This is a genomic window from Streptomyces sp. NPDC001514 (assembly GCF_053597075.1).
Genome location: NZ_JBSFHO010000021.1, coordinates 20,027 through 42,692, shown reverse-complemented (window position 1 = coordinate 42,692; position 22,666 = coordinate 20,027). Strand labels below are relative to the sequence as shown.

Sequence of the window (22,666 nt, the reverse complement as noted above, 5' to 3'; positions counted from 1 at the left end):
GGCACAGCCGCGGGCCGGTCGGACCGACCCGTAGGAGCCGTTCAACCCGCGGTCCCGGGTCACGCCGCGGGTGCCTCGGCGGGATCTTCGGGAAGACGCCCCACCGGGGACGTACGCGGGAGCGTGATCGTCACGCACAGCCCTTGCGGTTCGGCGTGCGCGTACGAGATCGAGCCCCCGGCGGCCGAGAGCAAAGCGCGGGTGATGGAAAGGCCGAGGCCCGAGCCCTTCACGTTCTGATGGCGGTTGCTGCGCCAGAAGCGGTCGCCGACACGGCCCAGCTCCTCGTCCGTCAGCCCGGGGCCCCGGTCGGTGATCACGATCGTGGAGGCCTCGCCGTCCGCGGAGACCGCGACGGTGACCTCCTCTCCCCCGGGTGTGAACTTCAGCGCGTTGTCGATCACGGCATCGAGGGCACTGGAGAGTGCGACGGGGTCCGCCCAGGCCGTGACCGCCGGGCCCCGACCGGTGAGCTGTACGCCCTTCTCGTCGGCGAGCGGACGCCAGGCGGCGACCCGCTCGGCGGCGAGCGCGCCGATGTCGGTGAGCCGGAGGTCCGCGGAGGCGTGCTCGGCCAGCGCCAGGTCCAGCAGATCGTCGAGGACCTGGGCGAGGCGCTTGCCCTCGGTGCGCACGGAGGCGATCTCCTCGTTCCCCTCGGGGAGCTCCAGCGCGAGAAGCTCGATCCGCAGCAGCAGGGCCGCGAGCGGGTTGCGCAGCTGGTGGGAGGCGTCGGCGACGAAGGCGCGCTGCTGCTCCAGCACCTCTTCGACGTTGTCCGCCATCTCGTTGAACGAACGGGCCAGTCTCCGCAGCTCCGGAGGCCCGCCGGCGGCGGCGACGCGCGAGTTCAGCCGTCCGGTCGCGATGTCGTGGGTGGCGGCGTCCAGGACGCGTACGGGCCGCAGCACCCAGCCGGTGAGCCGCACCGCCGCGCCGACCGCGAGCAGCATCGCCGCGGACTCGCCGGCGGCGATGAGCAGCCATCCGGTGAGGATCTGTGAACGCAGCTGTCCGGTGGGCGAGTCGGTGACGACGACCGCGACGACGTCACCGTCCCGTACCACGGGCGAGGCGACGACGAGCCTGGCGCCCTCCTGCCAGGGCCACACCTGGGGCGGGTCGTGACTGCGGCGGCCCAGCAGCGCTTCCTGGAACGCCCGGCGGCCCTCGCCCTCCTCCGGGACCTCCCAGTACTCGGGTGCGCGGGCCATGGCCGCGTCGCTGCGGTAGAAGACACCGGTCCGCATCCCGTACACATCGTGGTAGCGGCTCAGTTCCTCTTCGAGCATTTCGCGCCGTTCGTCCTGGCCGGGGACCCCGTCGGTGACGAACTGGGCCTGCGCCGCGAACCGCGCGGTGTCGTCCAGCCGGTCCACGACGACACCCTGCTGTTCGGCGGCGGCGAGACTCACGGCGAGCGGAAAGCCGAGCGCGAGCAGCACGCCCGCCATGAGGACGATGAGGAGCGGAAGAAGGCGGGTACGCAACGGAAGGTGCCGCCCTTACGCGGCGGGCGCGACCAGGCGGTAGCCGACGCCGCGCACGGTCTCGATCAGGGCGGGCATCCGGAGTTTGGAGCGCAGCGACGCGACGTGCACTTCGAGCGTCCGGCCGGTGCCTTCCCAGCTCGTGCGCCACACCTCACTGATGATCTGCTCCCGGCGGAAGACCACACCGGGGCGCTGGGCGAGCAGCGCGAGCAGGTCGAACTCCTTGCGGGTCAGCTGGACGGCCGCGCCCTCGACGCTGACGCGGCGGGTGGCGAGTTCGATGGTGACCGGACCCAGCCTGAGGGCGCTGTCGGCGGCTGGAGCCGCGTCCTCACCGGGCCCGGTGCGCCGGCTGACGGCATGGATACGGGCGAGCAATTCGCCCGTATCGTACGGCTTGACCACATAGTCGTCGGCGCCGAGGTTCAGTCCGTGGATCCGCGACCGTACGTCCGAGCGCGCGGTGACCATGATCACCGGGGTCGGGGTGAGCTTCCGTATCTTTCCGCAGACCTGGTAGCCGTCCTGGTCGGGCAGTCCGAGGTCGAGCAGGATGACGCCGAACGGCGGTTTGCCCTCGGCGGCCGCCGGCAGGACGGCCTGCAGCGCCTCCTCGCCGTTACGGGCGTGCGTCACGGAGAAACCGTGCCTGGCGAGCACCGCGGACAGGGCCGCGGCGACATGGTCGTCGTCCTCGACGAGCAGCAGTCTCATGGCCCCCCTCCGGGCTTCGGGTCCTGTTGGTCGATCAGGGCCTAGCTCTTGCGTGTGTACAGGGCATGAACGCCGATGGCCGCCCGGTCAGTCAAGAGGCATCTCGTTACACCGGGGCTTCCGTTACCCACCCGGTACGGCGAGAGCCGCCCTGTTCACCCAGTGTGTCCGGTTGCAGCCGGATCGTTATGCTCAATTTCAGCTCAGATGTACTGACGCTGGTAGCACCGCGTGCTTAGGGTCCTCCCAATCGAGGAGGACGGAGCAAGAAGCCGATGAGCGGAGTATCAGTGACCAAGGGCACGGAGGATGCCGTACCGGCGGCGGCCGACCTGGTCGTACTGAACAACGTCAACAAGCACTTCGGCGCGCTGCATGTGCTCCAGGACATCGACCTGACGATCGCGCGCGGCGAGGTCGTCGTCGTGATCGGGCCCTCCGGGTCCGGCAAGTCCACGCTGTGCCGCACCATCAACCGGCTGGAGACGATCGACTCCGGCGTCATCACGATCGACGGCAAGCCGCTGCCCCAGGAGGGCAAGGAGCTCGCCCGGCTGCGTGCCGATGTGGGCATGGTCTTCCAGTCGTTCAACCTCTTCGCGCACAAGACCGTGCTGGAGAACGTCATGCTGGGCCAGCTCAAGGTCCGCAGGACGGACAAGAAGGCCGCCGAGGAGAAGGCGCGCGCACTGCTCGACCGGGTGGGCGTCGGCTCCCAGGCCGACAAGTACCCGGCGCAGCTCTCCGGCGGTCAGCAGCAACGCGTCGCGATCGCCCGGGCGTTGGCGATGGGTCCCAAGGTGATGCTCTTCGACGAGCCCACCTCCGCCCTCGACCCCGAGATGATCAACGAGGTACTCGAGGTCATGCAGCAGCTGGCGCGCGACGGCATGACCATGGTCGTCGTCACGCACGAGATGGGCTTCGCGCGCTCGGCCGCCAATCGGGTCGTGTTCATGGCGGACGGCAAGATCGTCGAAGAGGCCACGCCCGACCAGTTCTTCAGCAACCCGCGCAGCGACCGGGCGAAGGACTTCCTTTCGAAGATCCTGCACCACTGAAGCGGGCCCTTTGAACCCGGCCCGTCCTGGGCATCGTTGGCCCTGGACAGGGTTCTGCTGATCGCCCACATCACGTCTAACCAAGGGAAGTTCACCATGAAGCTCCGCAAGGCCTCCGCCGCCGCAGCAGCCGCCGTCGCGCTCGCCCTGACCGTCACCGCGTGCGGCTCCGGCAAGAAGGACGACTCCGCCGGCGGTTCCACGGGCGGCGGCGGCAAGATCACGATCGGTATCAAGATCGACCAGCCGGGCATCGGCCTGAAGACCCCGGACGGCAAGTACGTCGGCTTCGACGTCGACGTCGCCAAGTACGTCGCCAAGGAGCTCGGCTACGAAGAGGGCGACATCGTCTTCAAGGAGACGAAGAGCGCCGACCGCGAGACCGCGATCGAGCGCGGCGACGTCAAGTTCATCGCCGCCTCCTACTCGATCAACGACAAGCGTCTGGCGAAGGTCGACTTCGCGGGCCCGTACCTGCTGGCCCACCAGGACATCCTGGTCCGCGCCGACGACAACACCATCACCAAGCCCGAGGACCTGAACAAGAAGAAGCTCTGCTCGGTCACCGGCTCGACCTCGGCGACGAACGTCAAGGAGAAGCTCGCTCCGCAGGCTCAGCTGCAGGAGTTCGGTGGCTACTCCGAGTGCCTCACCGGCCTGGAGAACAAGGTCGTCGACGCCCTGACCACGGACGACTCCATCCTCGCCGGCTACGCCGCGCAGGAGGCGTTCAAGGGCAAGTTCAAGCTCGCCGGCTTCAAGATGAGCAACGAGAACTACGGCATCGGCCTGAAGAAGGGCGACACCGAGCTCAAGGACAAGATCAACAAGGCGCTGGAGAAGATGGTCTCCGACGGCTCCTGGCAGAAGGCCGTGGACGCCCACTTCGGCCCGGCCGGCTACAAGAGCGAGCCCGCGCCGAAGATCGGCAACATCGTCAAGTGACCGCGGGGCCTGTGAGGCGCGCCGCCGCTGACGGCGGCGGCGCGCCGGGTCCTTCCCACACGCATACGCGGAAGCGCGGGAGATCGTGTTCGACTTTCTTGATATGAACGCCCTACTGGGGGCCTTCTGGGTGACGGTGAAGCTCACCGTCTACTCGGCCCTCGGTTCCCTGATATGGGGAACGCTGCTGGCCGGCATGCGGGTCAGTCCGATCCCGCTGATGCGGGGTTTCGGTACCGCGTACGTGAACGTCGTGCGTAACATCCCGCTCACCGTCGTCATCGTCTTCACCTCGCTGGGCCTGTTCCAGACGCTCGGTGTCACCCTCGGCGCAGACGACTTCAAGGTGATCAACTTCCGGCTCGCGGTGCTCGGTCTGATCGCTTACACCGCCGCGTTCGTGTGCGAGGCACTGCGGTCCGGCATCAACACGGTGCCGGTCGGGCAGGCTGAGGCCGCGCGTGCGCTCGGCCTCAGCTTCACGCAGGTGCTGCGGCTCATCATCCTCCCGCAGGCCTTCCGCTCGGTGGTCAATCCCCTGGCGAACGTGCTGATCGCACTGACGAAGAACACGACCGTGGCGTCGGCCATCGGCGTCGCCGAGGCCGCGTACCTCATGAAGGGCTGGATCGAGGAGTACGCCGCCCTCATCCCGATCGTCGCTGTCTTCGCGTTCGGGTTCATCTGCCTCACGCTGCCGACCGGACTGGTCCTCGGCTGGGTGAGCAAGAAGGTGGCGGTGAAGCGATGAGTTCCGTTCTCTACGACGCCCAGGGGACCCGCGCCAAGCGGCGCAACATCCTCTACACGGTGCTGTTCACGATCGCCCTCGCCGGTGTGCTGTGGTGGGTGTACGACAGCCTGAACGCCAAGGGCCAGCTCGACTGGATCAAGTGGGAGCCGTTCTTCACGAGTTCCCAGCCGTACACGACGTACATCTGGCCGGGTCTGCAGAACACCCTGATCGCTGCGAGCCTCTCGCTGGTCATCGCGCTGCCGCTGGGCGCGTTCTTCGGTATCGCCCGGCTCTCCGACCACCGGTGGGTCCGGGGCGTCGCCGGCACCGTCGTGGAGTTCTTCCGCGCGATCCCGGTGCTGATCCTGATGCTGTTCGCCAACCAGGCGTACTCGGACTTCACCGACATCAGCAGTGATGTGCGGCCGTTGTACGCGGTCGTCACCGGCCTGGTGCTCTACAACGCCTCGGTGCTCGCCGAGATCGTCCGGGCCGGCATCCTGTCGCTGCCCAGGGGGCAGACCGACGCGGCCAAGGCGATCGGTATGCGCAAGGGCCAGACGATGCGGTACGTGCTGCTGCCGCAGTCGGTGACCGCCATGCTCCCGGCGATCGTCAGCCAGATGGTGGTCATCGTGAAGGACACCGCGCTCGGCGGCGCGATGCTCACCTTCTCCGAACTGCTCGCATCGGTCCGTCCGATGAGCGCGAACTACGGCGCGAACACCATCGCCAGCTTCACCGTCGTCGCCGTCATCTTCGTGGCCCTGAACTTCGCCCTCACCTCGGTCGCGAGCTGGCTGGAGAAGAAGCTCCGGCGCGGGAAGAAGAGCACGGGCGCGGTGGTCCACGCCGGGCCCGGGGGCGGCCTGGAGACGGTCGGGCCTCCCGGCGACGGCATCTCGACGCAGGGCGACTTCAAGTCCGGCGCCGGAGGCGGCGCCAGCTGACCGCACGTCATCCGACCGCACGTGGCCGAAAGCTCCGCCCGAGCAGAGGCTCCACGAGCGAAGGCTCCACGGGGGCGGCGGCGCGAACGCGCTGCCGCCCCCGTCGCTTGACGGGGGCACCGGCAGTGGGTTGCATACGTTCTGTGATCGCGCACCGGGCTTCGCCCAGCCCATTCCCACTGTTCGCTCTGTCCCCGCGGGCCTCAGGAGCAGCGCCGTGGACCCGGTGATCGTCGTCGGCGCGGGGCCCGTCGGGCTCGCGCTGTCGCTCGCCCTCGCTGCGCAGGGTGTTCCTTCCGTCGTGCTCGACGAGGGGGCGGGGAAGGACGAACCGCGCCCCGCCCGCACGGTCGTGCTGCGTGCCGACACCGCGGCCCTGATGGAGCGGCTCGGTTGCGCCACGATCCGTGACGAGGGCGCCCGCTGGATCGGCTGGCGCTCGCTTCGGCGCAAGCAGGAGATGCGCGTGCTGGAGCTCGGCGGGGAGGAGATGCCGGCCCCGGTGCACATTCCGCAGCACGCCCTGTTGCGCGGGCTGCGCGACGCCATCGCCGCCGACGACCTCGTGCAGGTCGCCACGCACAGCCGGCTGGACGCGCTGGAGCAGGACGGCAGCGGGGTCACCGCGCACACGCGCGGGCCCGAGGCGACCTGGTGGCGCGGGAGTTATCTGGTCGGCTGCGACGGGGCACGGTCGACCGTGCGGAAGCTGCTGGGTGTCCGTTTTCCTGGGCGTACCGCCGTGGAGCGCCATGCCGTGGCCGCTCTCCGCACCGAGCTGCCGTGGCCGGACGAGGCGGTGCTGCACCGGATGCCGCCGTGGCGCTCGGGCGGCGAAGAGGTGACGGCCCGGCCGCTGCTGGACGACGCCTGGCGGCTCGACTGGTTGCTGCCCGCCCGGGGCGAGCTGGTGACACCGGACGCGCTGGTGTCCCGGGTGCGCGACACGCTGTCCGGCTGGTGCGACGGGCCACCGCAGTACGAGCTCATCGACACGGGTGTCTACACCCTGCACCACCGGCTCGCCCGGCGTTGGCGCGTGGACCGGGCCTTTCTCGCCGGGGACGCGGCCCATCTCCTCGGCGCGGTCGGTACGCAGGGGCTCGACGAAGGGCTGCGCGACGCCGACAACCTGGCCTGGAAGCTGGCGCAGGCCTGGCATCACGGCGCTTCGGAGACGCTGCTGGACAGCTATCAGGCCGAGCGGCGCACCGCTGTCGCCGCGCGGTTGCGCGCCGCCGATCAGTCGCTGCCGATACTGCGGGGCAGCGGTGGGCTGCGGACCTATCTGCCGGGTGCGGGGCGCGGGCACGACACCCTGCTGACCGACGGGCACCTGGGGCTCGGGCCGCTGGGCGCGCCCCCTTCGTACCCGCACTCCCCTCTCGCGCCCCAACACGCCGAAGCGCACACCGCGGTCGGTACCCCGTTCGGAGCACCGGTCGACGACGTCCGGGTCACGGCACCGGACGGCACGACCGTAAGGCTCCGGGACCGGCTGGGGCGTGGCCGGCTGCTGGTGGTGCTCGTGGCGCCCGGCACGGGGGTGTGGGACCGGCGGCACTGGGTGAGCGCGGGCGTGATGCCGCGGCTGGCCTCGGCCGTCGAGGCACTGCCGGTAGGGGCCGAGCTGCTGGTCACCGAGGGCTACCCCGGGGCTTCGGCGCACACGGTGCTGCTGGTACGGCCCGACGGTCATCTCGTGGCGGCGTTCGGCGGGGTGCGCCCGGCCGAGCTGTACGCGGCGGCGGACGCGGTGCGCGGGGGCGCGCCCGAGTCCTCCTCGGTGGGTGCCGACCGGACTGCGGACATCAATTGACCGACGCGGGCGCACATGGTGTACTCCGAATCGTGACCGACACCGATGTGCGCCTGTGGCGGAGGGTCCATATGGACCTGCTCCGCTATGCGGGCTGCGTGTGTCGTCCGTCCTGCTGACTTCGCCTTCTTCCCTTCCGCGCGGCCGCCTTCGTCTTTCTGGTACGCGTTTTTGTGCGCGTTCTTCGTACGCCGGGCCGCGTGCGCCTCAGCGAACTTCCAGGACGGTTCTTGTGCCTCAGTCTGTCCCCGTACGCACGAAAACGGCCGCGCCCACCGCGGCCGACCTTCTCGACTTCGTCCGGCGCACCGCCGCCGACCCCGAACTGATCAGCTCCCTTCCGCTCGATCCGGAGGGCCGCACCTGGGTGCGGCTCGAAGGGCCGGGCGGCAGCGAGGCCTGGCTGATCAGCTGGCCTCCCGGCACCGGAACGGGCTGGCACGACCACGCCGAGTCGGTCGGCGCGTTCGCCACGGCCACCGGCCGGCTGACGGAGAACTCCCTCGCGGTACGGCTTCCGGCGAGCGGCTGGAAGACCCTGGAGCTGGCCGAAGGGGTGGACCGCGAGCGGCAGTTGGGCCCCGGCCAGGGGCGGGCGTTCGGACGGCACCATGTGCACGAAGTGCTGAACGAGTCGGAGACCGCGCACGCGGTCTCGGTGCATGCCTACTATCCGCCGCTGCCGCTGATCCGACGCTTCAGCCGGTCCGGCGCGGTGCTCCGTCTTGAGCAGGTCGAACGTCCGGAGGACTGGCAGTGAGCGAACATCCTGTGGGTATCGACGAGTTGCTGGAGCAGGTGCGGGAGGGCCTCGACCGGGTCGGGCCGCGCGAGGCCTTCGACGCCGCGGCGGACGGGGCGCTGCTGGTGGACATCCGCTATGCCGCGCTGCGCGACCGGGACGGGCTGATCCCCGGAGCGCTGGTGGTGGAGCGCAATGAACTGGAGTGGCGGCTGGACCCGCAGGGCAGCCATCGTGCGCCCGAGGCCACGAGCCACGACCTGCACGTCGTGGTGATCTGCAACGAGGGGTACGCCTCGTCGCTCGCGGCCGCTTCGCTCAAGCAGTTGGGGCTGCACCGGGCAACCGATCTGGTGGGCGGCTTCCAGGCATGGCGAGCGGAGGGCCTGCCCGTGCGGGTGCCGGGAGCGGCGGCTCAGACGCACGTGTCCTTCTGACTCGGTGCACCGGGACCGGCGTCCCCGGGGTGGAGGTTTCCCCCACCCCGTCCCCTCCGGGGTCGCCGGTCCGTTGGTGCCCCGGTACTGCGGGCAGTCGCACCCGTAGGCCCGCCCCGAGCGCGGGCCGGCACGGTGCCGATGGTCACAGCGGTGCCGCGAACACAGCGGTGCTGGTGGTACAGCGGTACCAGTGGGCACCAGTGGGCACAGCGGTACCAGTGGGCAGGCACAGCAGTGCTGGTGGGCACCGGGTCAGTACAGGCCGTCGTCCAGGCCCTCGCCCAGACCGTCTGTGTCCTCGCCCTCTTCCTCCAGCGCCTGGCGGACCACCCGCAGGGCCATGCCCTCCGGGTATCCCTTGCGGGCGAGCATGCCCGCGAGGCGGCGCAGCCTGCGGTCCCGGTCGAGGCCGCGGGTGGTCCGGAGCTTGCGGGCGACCAGCTCGCGGGCCGTCGCCTCCTCCTGGTCCGAGTCGAGCTGACCGACCGCCTCGTCGATCAGCGCCGAGTCGACGCCCTTGGTGCGCAGCTCGCGTGCGAGGGCGCGGCGGGCCAGGCCCCGCCCGTGGTGCCGGGACTCCACCCAGGCGTCCGCGAACGCCGCGTCGTCGATGAGGCCGACGTCCTCGAAACGGGACAGGACCTCATCGGCGACATCATCCGGGATGTCCCGTTTGTGCAGCGCATCGCGGAGCTGCTTCCGCGTGCGCGGGGTCCCGGTGAGCAGGCGCAGGCAGATCGCCTGCGCCCGCTCAGCCGGATCCTGGGGCGACAACTCCTTCTCGGCCCTCGACGAGTCGGAGCTGTCGCCCGGCCATTCGGTGCGCCGGGTCACGGATCGGCTCAGCTCTTGGCCGAGGCAGCCGCCTTGGTGGCCTTGGTGGCCTTCGCGGCGGACGCGGGCACGGACTTCGCGGGCTCATCGGCCGAGGCTGCAGCGCCCGCCGCGTCCGCGCCCGGCTCTGCCGACGGAGCCTGCGGGGCGACACCGACGCCCAGCTTCTCCTTGATCTTCTTCTCGATCTCGTTGGCCAGGTCGGGGTTGTCCTTCAGGAAGTTCCGCGCGTTCTCCTTGCCCTGGCCGAGCTGGTCGCCCTCGTACGTGTACCAGGCACCGGCCTTGCGGACGAAGCCGTGCTCCACGCCCATGTCGATGAGCCCGCCCTCGCGGCTGATGCCCTGGCCGTACAGGATGTCGAACTCGGCCTGCTTGAAGGGCGGCGCCACCTTGTTCTTCACGACCTTGCAGCGGGTGCGGTTGCCGACCGCCTCCGTGCCGTCCTTGAGGGTCTCGATACGGCGGATGTCGATACGCACCGATGCGTAGAACTTGAGCGCGCGACCACCGGTCGTGGTCTCCGGCGAGCCGAACATCACACCGATCTTCTCGCGGAGCTGGTTGATGAAGATCGCGGTGGTCTTCGACTGGTTGAGCGCGCTGGTGATCTTCCGGAGTGCCTGGCTCATCAGCCGGGCCTGGAGACCCACGTGCGAGTCGCCCATCTCGCCCTCGATCTCCGCGCGCGGCACGAGCGCGGCGACGGAGTCGATGACGATCAGGTCGAGGGCGCCGGAGCGGACCAGCATGTCGACGATCTCGAGCGCCTGCTCGCCGTTGTCGGGCTGGGACAGGATCAGGTTGTCGATGTCGACGCCGAGCTTCTTCGCGTACTCGGGGTCGAGGGCGTGCTCGGCGTCCACGAAGGCGACCTGGCCGCCGGCCTTCTGTGCGTTGGCCACGGCGTGCAGGGTCAGGGTCGTCTTACCGGAGGACTCGGGTCCGTACACCTCCACCACGCGGCCGCGCGGCAGGCCGCCGACGCCGAGGGCGACGTCGAGCGCGGTCGACCCGGTGGGGATGACCTCGATGGGCTCGTTCGGCCGCTCGCCCAGGCGCATCACGGCGCCCTTGCCGAATTGCCGTTCAATCTGTGCGAGCGCGGCGTCGAGCGCCTTCTCGCGGTCGGTTCCTGCCATGGGTTCCACCCGGGTTGCTTGAGTCGATCGCTTCACGTCAAAGACGCTAACCCCTGCCACTGACAATGCGCCCCGACGTCCGTCCTGCCTGTGGAAAACCCGGCGACAAACCCCGGAGTTTCAAGGGCCGGAACCCCATAAGAATGGATGTTCGATTTTGATGTCAAGCGCGCCACTGCGTGTGCGGGGCCGACGCCACGGCGCCACGAGTTGCCTTCGAGTGCGCTCCAATTCGTAGCGTCGAAGCATGACAACTCCTCAGCACAAGATCGGATCGGGCTTCGGAGCCCGAAGCACCACACAGGAGGTTGTGCGGGGGATCGACCTCACCGGAAAGCTCGCGATCGTCACCGGGGCTACTCGGGCCTCGGACTGGAGACGACGCGGGCACTCGCCGGCGCAGGCGCCCGCGTCGTCGTACCCGCCCGGCGGCGCCCGGTCGCCGAGGAGGCGGTCGCGGGCATCGACGGCGTGGAGGTCGACGAACTCGATCTCGCCGACCTCGAAAGCGTCCGCGGGTTCGCCGACCGCTTCATCACCTCCGGGCGGAGTGTCGACCTGGTGATCAACAACGCCGGAATCATGGCCAGCCCCGAGACACGGGTCGGCCCGGGCTGGGAGGCACAGTTCGCGATCAACCACCTCGGCCACTACGCGCTCGTCAACCGTCTCTGGCCGGCGATCGCTCGCGACGGCGGTGCGCGAGTCGTCTCGGTGTCCTCCAGGGGCCACCACCTGTCGCGCATCCGCTGGGAGGACGTCCAGTTCGAGCACGGTTACGACAAGTGGCAGGCGTACGGACAGTCGAAGACGGCGAACGTGCTGTTCGCCGTACATCTCGATGCGCTCGCCCGGGGCTTCGGAGTGCGGGCGTTCGCGCTTCATCCCGGCGAAATCATCACCGAGCTGGTACGTCACCTGACCAAGGAGGAGATGGTCGCCGCGGGCTGGATCGACGAGGAGGGCAACCCGACGGACCCCAGCTTCAAGGCGCCGGAGCAGGGTGCGGCGACGCAGACGTGGGCCGCAACCTCCCCACAGCTGGCGGGCCTGGGCGGCGTCTACTGCGAGGACTGCGACATCGCGGAGCCTTCGGGCGAGGACGATCGCGAGGGAGAGCTCACCCGCGGGGTACGCAACTACGCGATCGACCCCGCGCAGGCGGCGCGGCTGTGGGGGCTTTCGGCCGAGCTCACGGGTGTCGACGCGTTCGCGGCAACGTCCTGAACGTCGTGCCGATCCCCTGCTCGGGCGGATGCCGCAAACCCCATGTCCGGCAGCTCGGACTGCCACCGGCGTGCAGCTGCGACAGCTGAGACGGCACGGACGACGCTGACCGCGCGGCAGTCGGCCCCATCCGGACTCTGGCCCGCCCCCCCGGCCCGGGCCCGGGGGGCGGGCCGACCCGGGAGCCGCCGGGCCGGCATCGCTGACGTGCGTGGCGGGCACGGCCGGCACAGCGGGCGCGGCCGGCGCGCGGTGTGCGACGCGGCCGTGGTGTGTGGGAGCTGGGTGGTCGCGCTGGCCTGGGGATGGCTCCTGGCTGCGCTGTTCACGGGGCGGCCCGGCGAGCTCGCCACCGGTCCCGTTGCGGTGCTCACGGCGGCCGCGGTCGCCGCGCTGTTCGCCGTGCACGGGCTCGGCTTCGCCGCGATGCGGCTCACCGGAGCGCCGTACGAACGCGCCCGCCGGCTGGTCGGGCGGACCGGGCCCGGGAAGTCGTTCGCGCTTACCTCGGTGCTGATGGCCGCCCTGCCCCTGTTCGCCGGGGGCGGGCTGGAGCTGGGCTCGTCGGCCGCGGACGGCGCGACGCTCGCGCTGCTCGTGCCCGCGCTGCTCGTCGTCACTCCGCTGCTGATCGCTGCCCAGGCCTGGACGTGGTGCACGTTCCGGCACCGGGTGACCCGCCCCTCGTACCTCTGAGACTGCGTACCTCTGAGACCTCGCGCCTCTGAGATCTCTTACGTCCGATCCGATTGGAGACCGATCATGACCATCACGCGGGACACCGACCGCGCGATCCGCCGGCGCGCGGAAGGGATCCGCGGCGGCTCGGTCGAGCGACGCATGGAGGGCATGCTCTGCGAGGTGTCCTGGCTGCCGAGCGTGGCGGCTGCGTGGCGCCGAGGAGAGCGAGGGCTGACACGTTCGGAGCCGCCCGGGAGTCTCAGGCGTCGCCCTCCGCGGGTGGCGCCTGCTCCTGCCGGGCAGCCGCGTTCTTGCTGCCCAGCGCGCGCTGCAGCCGGGCCACCACCGCCTCGCCGTGGCGGCGGTGGCCGTGCACGCGCGGGTCGTCCGTCACGTCGTACCGCTTCACATACGCGCCGAGGAACGCCTGGAGCGTCGCGACGGCCGGAATCGCGATCAGCGCGCCGACCGCCCCGAGCAGCGCCGTACCCGCGATGACGGAGCCGAACGCCACCGCGGGATGGATGTCCACGGTCCTGGCGGTGAGCTTGGGCTGCAGCACATAGTTCTCGAACTGCTGGTAGATCAGGACGAAGCCGAGCACCCACAGCGCGTACCAGGGATTGACCGTGAACGCGATCAGCATCGGCAGGGCGCCCGCCAGATACGTACCGATGGTGGGGATGAACTGGGAGACCATGCCCACCCACACCGCCAGCGCCGGAGCGTACGGGACGCCGAGCAGCGCCAGCAGGATGTAGTGCGCCACGCCGGAGATCAGCGCCATCAGCCCGCGCGAGTAGAGATAGCCGCCCGTCTTGTCGACGGCGATCTCCCAGGCGCGCAGCACCTCGGTCTGCTTCGCCGGCGGCAGTACGGAGCACAGCGCCCGCCGCAGCCGGGGCCCGTCGGCCGCGAAGTAGAAGGAGAAGAGGAAGATCGTCAACAGCTTGAACATGCCGCCGAGCACGGTCGCGGAGACGTCGAGGACGCCGGTCGCGCTGTTCTCCACGTACTGCTGCAGCCAGTCGGAGCGCAGCAGGCTGTCCTGTATCTCGACGCGGGACAGCTCGGTGTGGAAGGTCTCATTGATCCAGTTGATCACCTGGTCGAGATATTTCGGGAAGTCCCCCACCATCTCGACTATCTGGCCCGCCAGCATCGAGCCGAGCAGCACGACGAAACCGGCGCCGACGGCCAGCACCGCGAAGAAGACGAGGAAGGTCGCGAGACCGCGGCGCATGCCGCGTGCGGCCATGCGGCCCACTGCCGGCTCGATCGCCAACGCCAGGAAGAACGCGATCAGGATGTTGATCAGCAGCCCGATGAGCTGGTGGAACGCCCAGCTGCCGAGCTGGAAACAGGCGTAGAGAGCCAGCGCCAGGACCATGGCGCGGGGCAGCCAGCGAGGCATACGAACGGGACCGCCGGCCTTGGCGGTCCCGGTGTCCGCACCCGCACCGGGCCCGGGATCGGGGATGCGGTCGGATCCGGGGCCGGTCCCGCGGACGGGGCCTGCTGCCTCGGGAGCGGTGCCCGGCGCGGGGACAGTCCCGGGGTCGGAGGCGCTCCTCGGACAGGGGTCCGTCCCGGATGCCGTACGCATGCCGGCGCCCGAAACCGTGTCGCTGCCCGCGCCCGTGTCCGTACGCGTGTCCGCCCCGTCGGCGCCGGGCAGGGCGCTCGGCGGCTCTTCGTCCCGGACTGTCTCGTCAGTCGATGCCACGGAGCAAGTCTCGCGTACCGCTGCGACTGCCGGACCACGGCCTGTGGAAAACCCCCCGGCTCATCGCTTGTCCGCGGGGATGCCCACGGCGGCGCAGACCCCGCGCCAGACGTCCTTCGTCTCCCAGCCGGCCGCCAGCGCCTCGTGCACCGTACGGCCGCCGAGTTCGGCCATCACATGGTCACGTGCGAAGGAATCGGCGTACGCCGCGCCGAAGTGCTCTTCCATCCGCTCCCAGAAAATCGTCAACCGCATGCCCTCAGTATCCCGCTCCTGAGAGTGCAGCCGCGTCCGTCCGCCTTGCCGAAAGCCCTTTCCGTCCTACGGTCGGTACATGGCTGGAACACCACTGGCACGGGCCGAGCACTTCATCTGGCTGACGGCCCGCGTGCTCGAGGAGCGGCGGTTCGCGTACCACTTCCTGGGCGCGGACGCGGAGCCGGTCGAGGCCGCGCTGAGCGCGTATCTCAACGAGGACGGCGGTTTCGGACACGCCCTGGAGCCCGATCTCCGCGGCCCGGTGAGCCAGCCGCTGCACACCGCGCACGCGCTGCGCGTGCTCGACTCCATCGGGCGCTGCGGCGGGCTGCGGGTGGAGCGGATGTGCCGCTATCTCACGGGCGTCGCCACCCGGGACGGCGCACTGCCCGCGGTCCACCCCTCGCAGCGGGGCTATCCTGCCGCGCCGTTCATCCCGATCGTCGACGACCCCCCGAGCGAGCTGCTGGCGACGGGGCCGGTCGTCGGACTGCTGCACCGCAACCGGGTGTGGCACGCCTGGCTGTTCCGCGCGACCGACTTCTGCTGGGCCGCTGTCGACGCGCTGGAGAAGTCGCATCCGTACGAGATCGAGGCGGCCGTCGCCTTCCTGGACGGCGTCCCGGACCGGGCCCGCGCCGAAGCCGCGGCGGACCGGCTCGGCCGGCTCGTGCGTGAGCAGCGCCTCGTCGTCCTCGACCCGTCACGGCCGGACGCGTACCCGGTCGCCGAGGGGTACGCCCCGGGCGAACACCACTTCCCGTACGACTACGCGCGCGTGCCCGACTCCCTGGCCCGCCGCTGGTTCACGGACGAGGAGATGGAGCGCTCACTCGACCACCTCGCGGCGGAGCAGCAGGAGGACGGCGGCTGGCCCGTCAAGTGGCGCCAGTGGGCACCGGGCACGGCCCTGGAGTCGCGTCCGATCGTGACGATCGAGGCACTGCGGACGCTGAGGGCGCACGGACGCGCAGTGCACTGAGCCCCCTGCGCCTCAGCCACCCCTACGGGGTGGTCCTTATCCCCCGAGTGCCCGTACCCCCGCGGTGACGAGGACGGCCGCAGCCACGACGACGAGGAAGGGCGCGCGCAGAATCAGGGCGACCGCTGCCGCTCCGAGCCCCGCGGCCCTGGCGTCGAGGACGAGTGCGCTGTCGGCGCTGAACGTCTGCTGCGCCGTGAGGGCGGCCAGCAGCGCCACCGGGAGCAGCGCGGCGAGCCGCTGCACGAGCGGGCGCTCCAGCACCCCGGCGGGCACCAGGAGGCCGGCCAGTTTGACCAGGTAGCAGGCGACCGCGGTCACGCCGATCGCGATCCAGACGTTCAACGGTCGGTTCCCTTCCGGTTGTTGGTTCCCTGCCGGTCGGTGACGGCCTTCGGGTCGGTGATTTCCTTCCGGCCGCTGCCGATCCTGCGGCCTTCGAGCCAGAGGACTGCGGGCGCGGCGAGCGCCGCGGCCAGCACCGGCACTCCGGCAGGGAGCACCGGTAGCAGCCCGAGCCCGAGGACGACCGCGACACCGGCGACGATCCGCTCGGTCGTCGTCCGAAGCATGGGTGCGAGCAGGGCGAGGAAAACCGCGGGTCCCGCAGCATCGAGCCCCCAGGCGTTGGTGTCGCCGATCGCCTCGGCACCGAGCGCACCGAGCAGCGTGGTGAGGTTCCACAGCACATAGAGGGTGAGGCCGGTGACGGTGAAGCCCAGTCGGGCGGCGCGACGGGTCGGCTGGGCCACGGAGACGGCCGTGGTCTCGTCGATGACCCAGTGGGCGGCGAAGGGGCGTACGGACCGCGGCAGGGCGAGGAGCTGGGACAGCCGCAGACCGTAGAAGGCGTTACGGGTCCCGAGGAAGAAGGCACCCGCCGCTGCGGTGAACGGGTTGCCGCCCGCCGCAAGGGCGCCGACCAGCGCGAACTGCGAGGCGCCGGTGAACACGAGCAGGCTGAGTGCGCATATCTGCAGGACGTCGAGTCCGGCGCCCGCCGCCGTGACGCCGAAGGCGAAGCCGGAGAGGCCGACGGCGACACCGACCCCGAGAGCGTCCCGTACGACCGCGGAGTCGGCCTTCACCCGAGCGCCAGGGCTGCCGGTGTCACCGGAGACGTGTGGTGTGCGGGGTACACCGGATACGCCGTGACCTGCGGGCCCGCGGGCGGCCGGCGGTCCTTCGCCGATGGGTATGTCTGCGGATGCTGTCTGTTCTGCCACGTCGTGGACGTTACGAGGGCGGGCCGCACCCGGTCTTGTACGTTCTTGCGCTCCGCAGGACCGGGCCCGTCCCGCGCACCCGCGACCCGCCTGCCCGCCTGCCCGCCTGCCCGCCTGCTCATCTGCCCGCTGCTCAACGCGCTCCGTCGAGCCCACGCCCCCGCTGGTACGCACCCGGCGGCACCCCCACGATCCGTGCGAAGTGCCGGTTGAGGTGCGGCTGGTCGGTGAAGCCGACCGCCACGGCCGCCTCCGCCGGGGCGATGCCGGCGTCCAGCAGCCGACGGGCGCGGCGGACCCGCGCGTCGGTGAGCCAGGTGTGCGGCGGCATGCCGTAGCTGTCGCGGAAGGCCCGCAGCAGGGCGAACGGGCTGGTGCCGAGCTCGCCTGCCAGGGACTGCAGGGTGGGCGGATCGGACATCCGCTCTTCCAGCAACGCACGGGCGCGTGCCGCGTCGCGCGCGCCCGCAGTGCGCAGCGCGCGCGGGGGCAGAGCGCTGCCGTATGTGCGCAGCATCCGGGAGACCATGATCCGCAGCATGCTGTCGGCGGCGAGCGCGTTGCCCTCCTCGGCCGCGCGATGGACCTCACGGATCAGCCGGGCGGCCTGGTGGTCCACCACATCGGTCTCGGCGAAGCCGGGCGTGCCATGGATGGTGGTCGTCTCGGCGGCGATCTCGGCGACCACCTCCGCCGACGGGTAGAGCGTGTAGTACACCCAGCCCTCGGGGACCCCTGCCCGCGCGGTGTGCGGGACCTCAGGGTTGATCATGACGACGGTGCCTGGTCCGGCGTGCACGACCCCGCCCGGCAGCCCGACGTCCTCGATCCCGCCGGTGATCGTGCCGAAGACGTACCCCTCGTGGCTGTGGCGGGGGAAGGTGTGCCGGACGTAGCGGGCCCGGAGCAGATCGATGCCCGGCAGTCGCTCGTGCTGCCAGTAGCGCGCCCACTCACCCTTGGCCATGAGGACATTCTCGCAGGTCGGGGCTGTTGTCAGTGGTCGGGTGCAGGATGGGTGCATGTCCAGGACGGCGCTCGACTCCTTCTCCCCCGCGACCCGCGGTTGGTTCACGGGGGCGTTCAGCGCGCCCACCGCGGCCCAGGAAGGTGCGTGGCAGGCCATCGGTCAGGGTTCGGATGTGCTGGTCGTGGCCCCGACCGGCTCCGGCAAGACCCTCGCGGCGTTCCTTGCCGCGCTCGACCGGCTCGCGGCCACTCCCCCGCCCGCGGACGCGAAGAAGCGCTGCCGCGTGCTGTACGTGTCGCCGCTGAAGGCGCTCGCGGTCGACGTCGAGCGGAATCTGCGCAGCCCACTGACCGGTATCCGCCAGGAGTCGGTGCGGCTCGGGCTGCCCGAGCCCGAGGTGCGGGTCGGAATCCGCTCCGGCGACACTCCGGCCGCCGAGCGGCGGGCGCTGGCGACGCGTCCGCCGGACATTCTCATCACCACACCCGAGTCGCTGTTCCTGATGCTCACGTCCTCGACGCGCGAGGCGCTGACGGGGATCGAGACGGTGATCCTGGACGAGGTGCACGCGGTCGCGGGCACCAAGAGGGGCGCGCACCTCGCCCTGTCGCTGGAGCGGCTGGACGAGCTGCTGCCGCGCCCGGCCCGCCGGATCGGTCTGTCCGCGACCGTCCGGCCTGTCGACGAGGTGGCGCGCTATCTCTCACCGCAGCGGAAGGTGGAGATCGTCCAGCCGCCTTCCGGCAAGGAGTTCGACCTCTCCGTCGTCGTCCCCGTCGAGGACCTCGGCGAGCTCCGGGGCTCCCCCGCTTCCGAGCCCGACAGTCCTGGCGACAAGCCGTCGATCTGGCCCCATGTCGAGGAGCGCATCGCCGACCTGGTGCAGGCGCACCGCTCGACGATCGTCTTCGCCAACTCCCGCCGCCTTGCGGAGCGGTTGTGCAACAGGCTGAACGAGATCGCGTACGAACGGGCCATGGGCGTGGCTCTCCCGGAAGGCGCCCCGCCGGCCGAGATCATGGCGCAGTCCGGTGCCGCGCAGGGCGCCCCGCCCCTGCTCGCCCGCGCGCACCACGGTTCGGTCTCCAAGGAGCAGCGCGCCCTGGTCGAGGAGGACCTGAAGGCGGGCCGGCTGCCCGCGGTCGTCGCCACGTCCAGTCTGGAACTGGGCATCGACATGGGCGCGGTGGATCTCGTCGTCCAGGTCGAGTCGCCGCCGTCCGTCGCGTCCGGCCTGCAGCGCGTCGGCCGTGCGGGACACCAGGTGGGCGCGGTCTCCACGGGCGTCGTCTTCCCCAAATACCGGGGCGATCTGGTCCAGGCCGCCGTGGTCACCGAGCGGATGCGCACCGGCTCCATCGAGTCGCTCCGTATCCCCGCCAATCCTCTGGACGTGCTGGCCCAGCAGCTCGTCGCGATGGTCGCCCTCGACACCTGGCAGGTGGACGACCTGCTCGCCCTGGTGCGGCGCGCCGCGCCCTTCGCCTCGCTCCCCGAGTCGGCCTTCACGGCCGTGCTGGACATGCTCGCGGGGCGCTATCCGTCCGACGCCTTCGCGGAGCTTCGCCCCCGCGTGGTGTGGGACCGGGTCGCCGGAACGGTCACGGGGCGACCCGGCGCCCAGCGCCTAGCCGTCACCTCAGGCGGCACGATCCCCGACCGCGGACTCTTCGGCGTCTTCCTCGCCGGGTCCGACCCGAAGAAGGGCGGCGGCCGGGTCGGCGAGCTCGACGAGGAGATGGTGTACGAATCCCGCGTCGGGGATGTCTTCACGCTGGGCACGACCTCATGGCGCATCGAGGACATCACGCGCGACCGGGTGCTGGTCTCCCCCGCTCCCGGTGTGCCGGGCCGGCTGCCGTTCTGGAAGGGCGACCAGCTGGGGCGGCCCCTCGAGCTGGGGCGTGCCGTGGGCGCGTTCCTCCGCGAGGTCGGCTCGCTCTCCGAGGAGGACGCCCGGCTGCGGCTGCTGGCCGCCGGTCTCGACGCGTGGGCTGCCGACAATGTGCTCGCGTATCTCGACGAGCAGCGCCGCGCCTGCGGCCATGTGCCCGACGACCGGACGATTCTCGTCGAGCGGTTCCGTGACGAGCTGGGCGACTGGCGGGTCGTGGTGCACTCCCCGTTCGGCGCGCAGGTGCACGCCCCGTGGGCGCTCGCGCTCGGCGCCCGGCTGGCGGAGCGGTACGGGATGGATGCGCAGGTCATGCACGCCGACGACGGCATCGTGCTGCGGCTGCCCGACGCCGATCTGATGGGCCTGGACCTGCTCGACCAGGACCCGGTGCACCTGGACACGACCTACGACAGCGAGCAGGCCCCCGTCGGTGCCGCCGACACCCTCTTCGACAAGGGCGAGATCGGCCAGATCGTGACCGATCAGGTGGGCGGCTCCGCGCTGTTCGCGTCCCGGTTCCGTGAGTGCGCGGCGCGCGCCCTGCTGCTGCCGCGGCGGAATCCCGGCAAGCGCACCCCGCTGTGGCAGCAGCGGCAGCGCGCGGCCCAGCTGCTGCAGGTGGCAAGCGAGTTCGGTTCGTTCCCGATCGTCCTGGAGGCGGTGCGAGAGTGCCTCCAGGACGTCTTCGACGTTCCCGGGCTCGAGGAGCTGATGGGCGACATCGAGTCCCGTCGGGTCCGCCTGGTCGAGGTCACCACCCCCGAGCCCTCCCCGTTCGCCCGCTCCCTCCTCTTCGGGTACGTGGCGCAGTTCCTGTACGAGGGCGACTCACCGCTCGCCGAACGCCGCGCCGCCGCCCTGTCTCTGGACTCACGGCTCCTCGCCGAGCTGCTGGGCCAGGCCGAGCTGCGCGAGCTGCTCGACGCGGACGTGCTGACCGAGCTGGAGCAGGAGCTCCAGTGGCTGACCGACGACCGCCGCGTCAAGGACGCCGAAGGTGTCGCCGATCTGCTGCGCGTCCTCGGGCCGCTCACGACCGCCGAGCTGGAGGAGCGCGGCGCCGACCCGCGCTGGCCCCAGGAGCTCGCCGCGGCCCGCCGGGCCATCCGGGTCCGTATCGCGGGAGCCGAGCACTGGGCGGCGATCGAGGACGCCGGACGGCTGCGGGACGCGCTGGGCACGGCACTCCCGGTGGGCGTGCCCGAGGCGTTCACGGAATCGGTGAAGGACCCCCTGGGCGATCTGCTGGCCCGTTTCGCCCGTACGCACGGGCCGTTCACCTCGTCCCAGGCCGCAGCCCGATTCGGCCTCGGTGCCGCCGTCACCGACGGGGCACTGCAGCGCCTCGCGGCGACCGGACGGGTGGTGCAGGGCGAGTTCCATCCCTCGGGCATCGGCCAGGAGTGGTGCGACGCGGCCGTGCTGAGGCGGCTGCGGCGCCGCTCCCTCGCCGCGCTGCGCGAGGAACTGGAGCCGGTCCCCCCGGCCGCGCTCGCCACGTTCCTCCCCCAGTGGCAGCATCTGGGGAACAGCAGCCTGCGCGGCATCGACGGACTGGCCCGCGCCATCGAGCAGTTGCAGGGCGCGCCGGTGCCCGCCTCCGCGCTGGAGAAACTGATCCTGCCGTCCCGCGTCGCGGGCTACTCTCCCGCCCTTCTCGACGAGCTGACGACAACCGGCGAAGTCGTGTGGGCCGGAGCCGGCGCGCTGCCCGGCAAGGACGGCTGGATCTCCCTCTATCTCGCCGAGGCCGCACCGCTGTTGCTCCCGCAGCCGCACCCGCTGGAGCTGACCGCCGTCCACGAATCGGTGCTCACCACGCTGTCCGGCGGGTACGGGCTGTTCTTCCGCCAGATCGCCGACCAGGTTCGCGCCACCACCCACCCCGACGCCACCGATCCCCAACTGGCCGACGCCCTCTGGGACCTGGCCTGGTCGGGGCGGCTCACCAATGACACGCTGGCGCCGCTGCGTTCGCTCCTCAGCTCGGGCCGCACCGCGGGCTCCACGGCGCACCGCGCCAAGCGCACGATCCCCCGCGGGCGTTACGGCTCGCTTACGGCCGCCGCCCGTCCCGCGTCCCGTACGGGCCCGCCCACCGTCTCCGGTCGCTGGTCCCTGCTCCCCGCCCAGGAGCCGGACCCCACGCACCGCGCCCACGCCCTGGCCCGCACCCTCCTGGACCGCCATGGCGTGGTCACCCGGGGCGCGGTCGCCGCCGAAGGGGTCGAGGGCGGCTTCTCGGCCACGTACCGCATCCTGTCCGCCTTCGAGGACAGCGGGCAGGCCCGGCGCGGCTATGTCGTCGAGGGCCTGGGCGCCGCCCAGTTCGCGATGGACGGCGCGGTCGACCGGCTGCGCGCTGCTGCCACCGCCCGCGACCGCGCCGACGGGCACGCGCCGCCCCGCGCGCTGGTGCTGGCCGCGGCCGATCCGGCGAACGCGTACGGGGCGGCGCTGTCCTGGCCCGAGCCGCCGACCGGCGCGGGCCACAAGCCGGGGCGCAAGGCGGGCTCCCTCGTCGTCCTCGTCGACGGCGAGCTCACGCTCTACATGGAGCGCGGCGGCAAGACCCTGCTGTCCTGGCCCACCGAGCCGGATGCCCCCGCGCTCCGGTCCGCCGCCGAGGCCCTCGCTGCCGCAGCCCGGGCGGGCACACTCGGCACGGTCACGGTCGAGCGGATCAACGGAGCCGCGGCCCTGACCTCCCCCCTGTCCCGCTCCTTGGAGGAGTCCGGCTTCCACGCCACCCCGCGAGGCCTCCGGATACGCCCGTAGCAGCCCACGGCCGCCGCCGCGCCCGCGCCCGTCGTCACGCATCAT

20 protein-coding genes and 1 pseudogene are annotated in these 22,666 nt (G+C 71.2%); 12 read left to right on the top strand and 9 right to left on the bottom strand.

From position 1 onward, the window contains the following. Positions 1-59 precede the first annotated feature (59 nt). Both ACWCXB_RS22280 and ACWCXB_RS22275 read right to left on the bottom strand, forming a co-directional pair. On the bottom strand, positions 60-1,490 hold the full coding sequence (locus ACWCXB_RS22280) for a sensor histidine kinase (protein WP_450725197.1): 1,431 nt from the start codon (positions 1,488-1,490) through the stop codon (positions 60-62). A 15-nt stretch (positions 1,491-1,505) separates the two neighbouring features. Further along, positions 1,506-2,207 carry a response regulator transcription factor gene (locus ACWCXB_RS22275; protein ID WP_450725196.1) on the bottom strand — a complete coding sequence of 234 codons (702 nt, stop codon included), beginning with the start codon at positions 2,205-2,207 and terminating at the stop codon, positions 1,506-1,508. A 275-nt stretch (positions 2,208-2,482) separates the two neighbouring features. On the opposite strand from ACWCXB_RS22275, the gene ACWCXB_RS22270 reads away from it, so the two are divergent. The 8 genes from ACWCXB_RS22270 to ACWCXB_RS22235 all read left to right on the top strand — a co-directional run bounded on the left by ACWCXB_RS22270 (position 2,483) and on the right by ACWCXB_RS22235 (position 8,897). Then, positions 2,483-3,268, top strand: coding sequence for an amino acid ABC transporter ATP-binding protein (locus tag ACWCXB_RS22270; RefSeq protein ID WP_450725195.1), 786 nt, complete (start codon positions 2,483-2,485; stop codon positions 3,266-3,268). A gap of 96 nt (positions 3,269-3,364) precedes the next feature. Next, positions 3,365-4,213 carry a glutamate ABC transporter substrate-binding protein gene (locus ACWCXB_RS22265; protein WP_450725194.1) on the top strand — a complete coding sequence of 283 codons (849 nt, stop codon included), beginning with the start codon at positions 3,365-3,367 and terminating at the stop codon, positions 4,211-4,213. Positions 4,214-4,298: 85 nt separating this feature from the next. Then, positions 4,299-4,964, top strand: a complete 666-nt coding sequence (locus ACWCXB_RS22260) for an amino acid ABC transporter permease (protein ID WP_385423449.1) — start codon at positions 4,299-4,301, stop codon at positions 4,962-4,964. Next, a complete protein-coding gene (locus ACWCXB_RS22255; RefSeq protein ID WP_450725193.1) occupies positions 4,961-5,899 on the top strand; it encodes an amino acid ABC transporter permease in 939 nt (312 codons plus the stop codon). The genes ACWCXB_RS22260 and ACWCXB_RS22255 overlap by 4 nt, the downstream gene beginning before the upstream one ends. 217 nt (positions 5,900-6,116) lie before the next feature. Beyond that, a complete protein-coding gene (locus tag ACWCXB_RS22250; RefSeq protein ID WP_450725192.1) occupies positions 6,117-7,718 on the top strand; it encodes an FAD-dependent monooxygenase in 1,602 nt (533 codons plus the stop codon). Between the two features lie 32 nt (positions 7,719-7,750). Then, positions 7,751-7,837 (top strand): putative leader peptide, encoded by an 87-nt coding sequence (locus ACWCXB_RS22245; protein ID WP_311307652.1) that lies wholly within the window; start codon positions 7,751-7,753, stop codon positions 7,835-7,837. Positions 7,838-7,950: 113 nt separating this feature from the next. Further along, positions 7,951-8,478, top strand: coding sequence for a cysteine dioxygenase (locus tag ACWCXB_RS22240; RefSeq protein WP_450725191.1), 528 nt, complete (start codon positions 7,951-7,953; stop codon positions 8,476-8,478). Continuing rightward, entirely contained in the window at positions 8,475-8,897 is a 423-nt protein-coding gene (locus ACWCXB_RS22235) for a rhodanese-like domain-containing protein (protein ID WP_450725190.1), read from the top strand. Before ACWCXB_RS22240 ends, ACWCXB_RS22235 begins: the two co-directional genes overlap by 4 nt. A gap of 255 nt (positions 8,898-9,152) precedes the next feature. On the opposite strand, the gene recX is transcribed toward ACWCXB_RS22235, so the two are convergent. Beyond that, the gene (gene recX, locus ACWCXB_RS22230; RefSeq protein WP_450725278.1) at positions 9,153-9,746 is read right to left on the bottom strand and encodes a recombination regulator RecX; all 594 of its coding nucleotides are present in this window, start codon (positions 9,744-9,746) and stop codon (positions 9,153-9,155) included. Beyond that, complete coding sequence (recA, locus tag ACWCXB_RS22225; protein WP_450725189.1) at positions 9,743-10,876, bottom strand: recombinase RecA; 1,134 nt, start codon at positions 10,874-10,876, stop codon at positions 9,743-9,745. Before recA ends, recX begins: the two co-directional genes overlap by 4 nt. A gap of 247 nt (positions 10,877-11,123) precedes the next feature. Between recA and ACWCXB_RS22220 the strand changes: the two are divergent. Continuing rightward, a pseudogene (locus tag ACWCXB_RS22220) lies at positions 11,124-12,103 on the top strand (SDR family NAD(P)-dependent oxidoreductase). Between the two features lie 207 nt (positions 12,104-12,310). Beyond that, positions 12,311-12,799, top strand: a complete 489-nt coding sequence (locus ACWCXB_RS22215; RefSeq protein ID WP_450725188.1) for a cytochrome d ubiquinol oxidase subunit II — start codon at positions 12,311-12,313, stop codon at positions 12,797-12,799. Between the two features lie 244 nt (positions 12,800-13,043). Here ACWCXB_RS22215 and ACWCXB_RS22210 read toward each other — a convergent pair whose 3' ends face one another. Both ACWCXB_RS22210 and ACWCXB_RS22205 read right to left on the bottom strand, forming a co-directional pair. Continuing rightward, the gene (locus ACWCXB_RS22210; protein WP_450725187.1) at positions 13,044-14,510 is read right to left on the bottom strand and encodes an AI-2E family transporter; all 1,467 of its coding nucleotides are present in this window, start codon (positions 14,508-14,510) and stop codon (positions 13,044-13,046) included. Between the two features lie 60 nt (positions 14,511-14,570). Next, a complete protein-coding gene (locus tag ACWCXB_RS22205) occupies positions 14,571-14,765 on the bottom strand; it encodes a DUF3046 domain-containing protein (RefSeq protein ID WP_385423429.1) in 195 nt (64 codons plus the stop codon). A gap of 79 nt (positions 14,766-14,844) precedes the next feature. On the opposite strand from ACWCXB_RS22205, the gene ACWCXB_RS22200 reads away from it, so the two are divergent. Beyond that, positions 14,845-15,750, top strand: coding sequence for a hypothetical protein (locus tag ACWCXB_RS22200; RefSeq protein ID WP_450725186.1), 906 nt, complete (start codon positions 14,845-14,847; stop codon positions 15,748-15,750). 36 nt (positions 15,751-15,786) lie between these two features. Here the strand turns inward: ACWCXB_RS22200 and ACWCXB_RS22195 are convergent, their stop codons facing one another. From ACWCXB_RS22195 to ACWCXB_RS22185, 3 genes are all read right to left on the bottom strand, one after another. Continuing rightward, on the bottom strand, positions 15,787-16,095 hold the full coding sequence (locus ACWCXB_RS22195; protein WP_450725185.1) for an AzlD domain-containing protein: 309 nt from the start codon (positions 16,093-16,095) through the stop codon (positions 15,787-15,789). After that, positions 16,092-16,838, bottom strand: coding sequence for an AzlC family ABC transporter permease (locus ACWCXB_RS22190; protein ID WP_450725277.1), 747 nt, complete (start codon positions 16,836-16,838; stop codon positions 16,092-16,094). Before ACWCXB_RS22190 ends, ACWCXB_RS22195 begins: the two co-directional genes overlap by 4 nt. Before the next feature lie 271 nt (positions 16,839-17,109). Further along, positions 17,110-17,943: an AraC family ligand binding domain-containing protein gene (locus tag ACWCXB_RS22185; RefSeq protein ID WP_450725184.1), complete on the bottom strand. Its 834-nt coding sequence runs from the start codon at positions 17,941-17,943 to the stop codon at positions 17,110-17,112. 55 nt (positions 17,944-17,998) lie between these two features. Here ACWCXB_RS22185 and ACWCXB_RS22180 point away from each other — a divergent pair, with 55 nt between their 5' ends. After that, positions 17,999-22,621 carry an ATP-dependent helicase gene (locus tag ACWCXB_RS22180; protein ID WP_450725183.1) on the top strand — a complete coding sequence of 1,541 codons (4,623 nt, stop codon included), beginning with the start codon at positions 17,999-18,001 and terminating at the stop codon, positions 22,619-22,621. The last annotated feature ends 45 nt before the right edge of the window (positions 22,622-22,666 follow it).

Excerpts from the sequence above, each read along its gene's own strand:
- ACWCXB_RS22275 (WP_450725196.1), bottom strand. The coding sequence starts at position 2,207 with ATGAGACTGCTGCTCGTCGAGGACGACGACCATGTCGCCGCGGCCCTG.
- ACWCXB_RS22270 (WP_450725195.1), top strand. The coding sequence starts at position 2,483 with ATGAGCGGAGTATCAGTGACCAAGGGCACGGAGGATGCCGTACCGGCG.
- ACWCXB_RS22265 (WP_450725194.1), top strand. The coding sequence starts at position 3,365 with ATGAAGCTCCGCAAGGCCTCCGCCGCCGCAGCAGCCGCCGTCGCGCTC.
- ACWCXB_RS22255 (WP_450725193.1), top strand. The coding sequence starts at position 4,961 with ATGAGTTCCGTTCTCTACGACGCCCAGGGGACCCGCGCCAAGCGGCGC.
- recA (WP_450725189.1), bottom strand. The coding sequence starts at position 10,876 with ATGGCAGGAACCGACCGCGAGAAGGCGCTCGACGCCGCGCTCGCACAG.
- ACWCXB_RS22205 (WP_385423429.1), bottom strand. The coding sequence starts at position 14,765 with ATGCGGTTGACGATTTTCTGGGAGCGGATGGAAGAGCACTTCGGCGCG.
- ACWCXB_RS22200 (WP_450725186.1), top strand. The coding sequence starts at position 14,845 with ATGGCTGGAACACCACTGGCACGGGCCGAGCACTTCATCTGGCTGACG.
- ACWCXB_RS22185 (WP_450725184.1), bottom strand. The coding sequence starts at position 17,943 with ATGGCCAAGGGTGAGTGGGCGCGCTACTGGCAGCACGAGCGACTGCCG.
- ACWCXB_RS22180 (WP_450725183.1), top strand. The coding sequence starts at position 17,999 with ATGTCCAGGACGGCGCTCGACTCCTTCTCCCCCGCGACCCGCGGTTGG.